Source organism: Candidatus Erwinia dacicola (genome assembly GCF_001756855.1).
In the GTDB taxonomy this organism is placed as follows: Bacteria; Pseudomonadota; Gammaproteobacteria; order Enterobacterales; family Enterobacteriaceae; genus Erwinia; species Erwinia dacicola.
In genome coordinates, this window is record NZ_MAYS01000508.1 from 1 (window position 1) to 2,764 (window position 2,764).

Sequence of the window (2,764 nt, forward strand, 5' to 3'; positions counted from 1 at the left end):
AGTAGATCACATAACGCTATGCCTGTCTCGTTTTTCTGGGGAGTCCGGCCCCCGAGGGCCGGCGCTTTGAACAGAGTTCACGTCAGCGATTAAGCTTCAGCAACGATGTTAACGATCAGCTTAGCGAAGACTTCGCCGTAAACTTGGATGTCCACTTCATGCTCACCGGTCACACGTAGAACGCCGTTCGCCAGACGAACTTCGCTCTTAGCCACTTCAACGCCAGATGCAGTAATTGCATCAGCGATGTCGCGGGTACCGATGGAACCGAATAGTTTACCTTCGTCGCCTGATTTAGACGCAATGGTCACGGTGCCCAGTGCATTGATTTTCTCAGCGCGTGCATTAGCTGCAAACAGAACGTCAGCCAGTTTAGCTTCCAGTTCTGCACGACGTGCTTCGAAGAACTCAACGTTTTTTTTGGTAGCAGGAACAGCTTTGCCCTGTGGCACCAAGAAGTTACGGGCGTAGCCCGCTTTAACGTTAACCTGATTACCTAGGCTGCCTAGGTTTGCTACTTTATCAAGCAGAATAACTTGCATTACCTTACCTTATCCTCTTTAAGTCGTTAATAGACGGCTGCGGATTACTGATGACCATCAGTGTATGGAAGCAGGGACAGGTAGCGAGCGCGCTTGATGCAGCGAGCTAGCTGACGCTGGTATTTTGCACGAGTACCGGTAATACGGCTCGGGACAATTTTACCACTTTCAGTGATATAGTTTTTCAGCGTAGCGATATCTTTGTAATCAATCTCTACAACGCCTTCCGCGGTGAAACGGCAGAACTTGCGACGACGGAAATAACGTGCCATTAGGCTAGTCTCCAGTATTTATCAATTCAATCTGCTCGGCATGCAGTACGATCTTGTTCAGGCCATTGCGCCCTTGATGGCAGCTAATAAAACCCTGAACCGTAACCTGCGTACCGACCGTTATACTTTGAGTAATGGCTTGATGGGCTTTGCCGCTGATAATCACCGGCATCCGACACCAAGCTTGCCGGTTAAAACCGGCTTCCACCTGTTCTGAACGGTGCTCAAGCACGAACTGGCAGTGTGGAATTCCTGACGGGCTTACTTTTCGTATCGGCATCTTGCACACGGTGCCAAATAACGTCAGATGATTGGCCGTCACGGACAATTACTCTTCAGAATCTCCAGCATCTGCATCACCAGAGATTTCGTTAGCAAAATCTTCGCGACGATCACGACGCTCGTCTTTAGATTTAACCATCGGAGATGGTTCAGTTACCGTGTGCTTAACGCGCATAACCATGCTGCGGATAACGGCGTCGTTGAAGCGGAAGCTAGTTTCCAGCTCATCGATTGCTTCCTGCGAAGCTTCCACGTTCAGCAGAACGTAGTGAGCTTTGTGCAATTTGTTGATCGGGTAAGCCAGCTGACGGCGGCCCCAGTCTTCTAGGCGGTGGATCGTACCTTCTGCACCAGTGATGGTTGCAGAGTAACGCTCGATCATGCTAGGAACCTGTTCGCTTTGGTCAGGATGAACCATAAATACGATTTCGTAATGACGCATTAAAATTGCTCCTTACGGATTATTCAGCCTCCTGTAAGGGGCAGCCGCGGCCCATGGAAGCAAGGAACGTTATAAGCCGTGACCAGAGTAAACTCCGGGTCGCAACCTGCGAATGCGGCTGAAAAATTGACGCGTAATTATACTGGCGAGGGGGAACAAACACAAGGTAAATATTGGCGCGGATACGGGAATTTCGGGTGGACCGAAAAGAGGGTCCGCCCCTACAAAAAATGATTAACTAATGACACGTAGGGGCCGACCTTTTTTCCGGTCGGCCCGTAAACGTTATAAATGATGCTTTAAAAAAGCGGTAAACGCGCTTAGCGCCGTGGGGGTGATGCGGTGGCCAATGCCTGACTCGGTAAGATACGTCAGGTTGCTGTCCTGCCCGCTGTCACGCAGGGCTTGTTCCAGCCGCACGCTTTCTGCGGCGGGCACCACCTTATCGGCTTCCCCGTGCCACAGCAGCAGCGGGCGATTGGCCAGTTTTTCTAGCTGGTGACCGACGTCATACTGCGCCAGCGGTGTCAGCCGCTCGGCCAGCTGTTTTTTTTCCTCCTGTGAGCGCACCACCCGCGGCGGAAATAGCGTCTGGGCCAGCTGGCTAAAGTAGCCGGAGCCCATCATGCTGGCCGCCGCGCGCAGCTGCGGATAGCGCGCCATCGCCCCCAGCGCCGTCATGCCGCCCATTGATGCCCCTGCCACCGCTAGCCGCTCAGCGTCCACCAGCCTGCGCGCGCGCAGCACCTGTTCGAGCCCCGGCAGCTCGTCAATGTTGTTACGCAGGATCTCCCAGAAACGTGTCAGGCGCAGTTCGCTGTCGCCGCTGTAGCGCGCACCGTGCAAGTCAGCGTCCGGCAGCACCGCACGAAAACCAGCTTGGGCCAGCGCTACGGCGAAATAGGCGTAAACCTCTTTTGAGGAGGTGAAGCCGTGATAAAAAATCACGCTGGGCAGTGGCGCATCGCGTTTGCCGGCCGGAAAGGCATGCAGGCACTCAATCCCGGCGAAACTTTCACTATTCAGCTCGATCATCACGTTTTCTAATGAACTTTAATCCGCGCCATGCCGTTAATCCGTGTAACACACTAACTGAATTAAGGCACAACAATGAAGCGTCTCTCTCTCAAGACATGGAGTCTGGGCGTCAAACTTTCGGTACTGACCTCGTTTAGCGTGGCGGTGTTGTTCCTCATTTTAACCCTAGCGCTCAGCCAGCATCTCCT

General features: G+C 53.0%; 5 protein-coding genes. All 5 read right to left on the minus strand.

Going from position 1 to position 2,764, the window contains the following annotated elements:
• Positions 1–89: 89 nt before the first annotated feature.
• Positions 90–542 carry a 50S ribosomal protein L9 gene (rplI, locus tag BBW68_RS13060; RefSeq protein ID WP_070135697.1) on the minus strand — a complete coding sequence of 151 codons (453 nt, stop codon included), beginning with the start codon at positions 540–542 and terminating at the stop codon, positions 90–92.
• A 44-nt stretch (positions 543–586) separates the two neighbouring features.
• Positions 587–814 (minus strand): 30S ribosomal protein S18, encoded by a 228-nt coding sequence (gene rpsR, locus BBW68_RS13065; protein ID WP_070135698.1) that lies wholly within the window; start codon positions 812–814, stop codon positions 587–589.
• Between the two features lie 4 nt (positions 815–818).
• Positions 819–1,136 (minus strand): primosomal replication protein N, encoded by a 318-nt coding sequence (gene priB / locus BBW68_RS13070; RefSeq protein WP_070135701.1) that lies wholly within the window; start codon positions 1,134–1,136, stop codon positions 819–821.
• A 6-nt stretch (positions 1,137–1,142) separates the two neighbouring features.
• Positions 1,143–1,538, minus strand: coding sequence for a 30S ribosomal protein S6 (rpsF, locus tag BBW68_RS13075; protein ID WP_070135699.1), 396 nt, complete (start codon positions 1,536–1,538; stop codon positions 1,143–1,145).
• Positions 1,539–1,823: 285 nt separating this feature from the next.
• Positions 1,824–2,573 (minus strand): esterase, encoded by a 750-nt coding sequence (gene yjfP, locus BBW68_RS13080; protein ID WP_070135700.1) that lies wholly within the window; start codon positions 2,571–2,573, stop codon positions 1,824–1,826.
• Positions 2,574–2,764 lie beyond the last annotated feature (191 nt).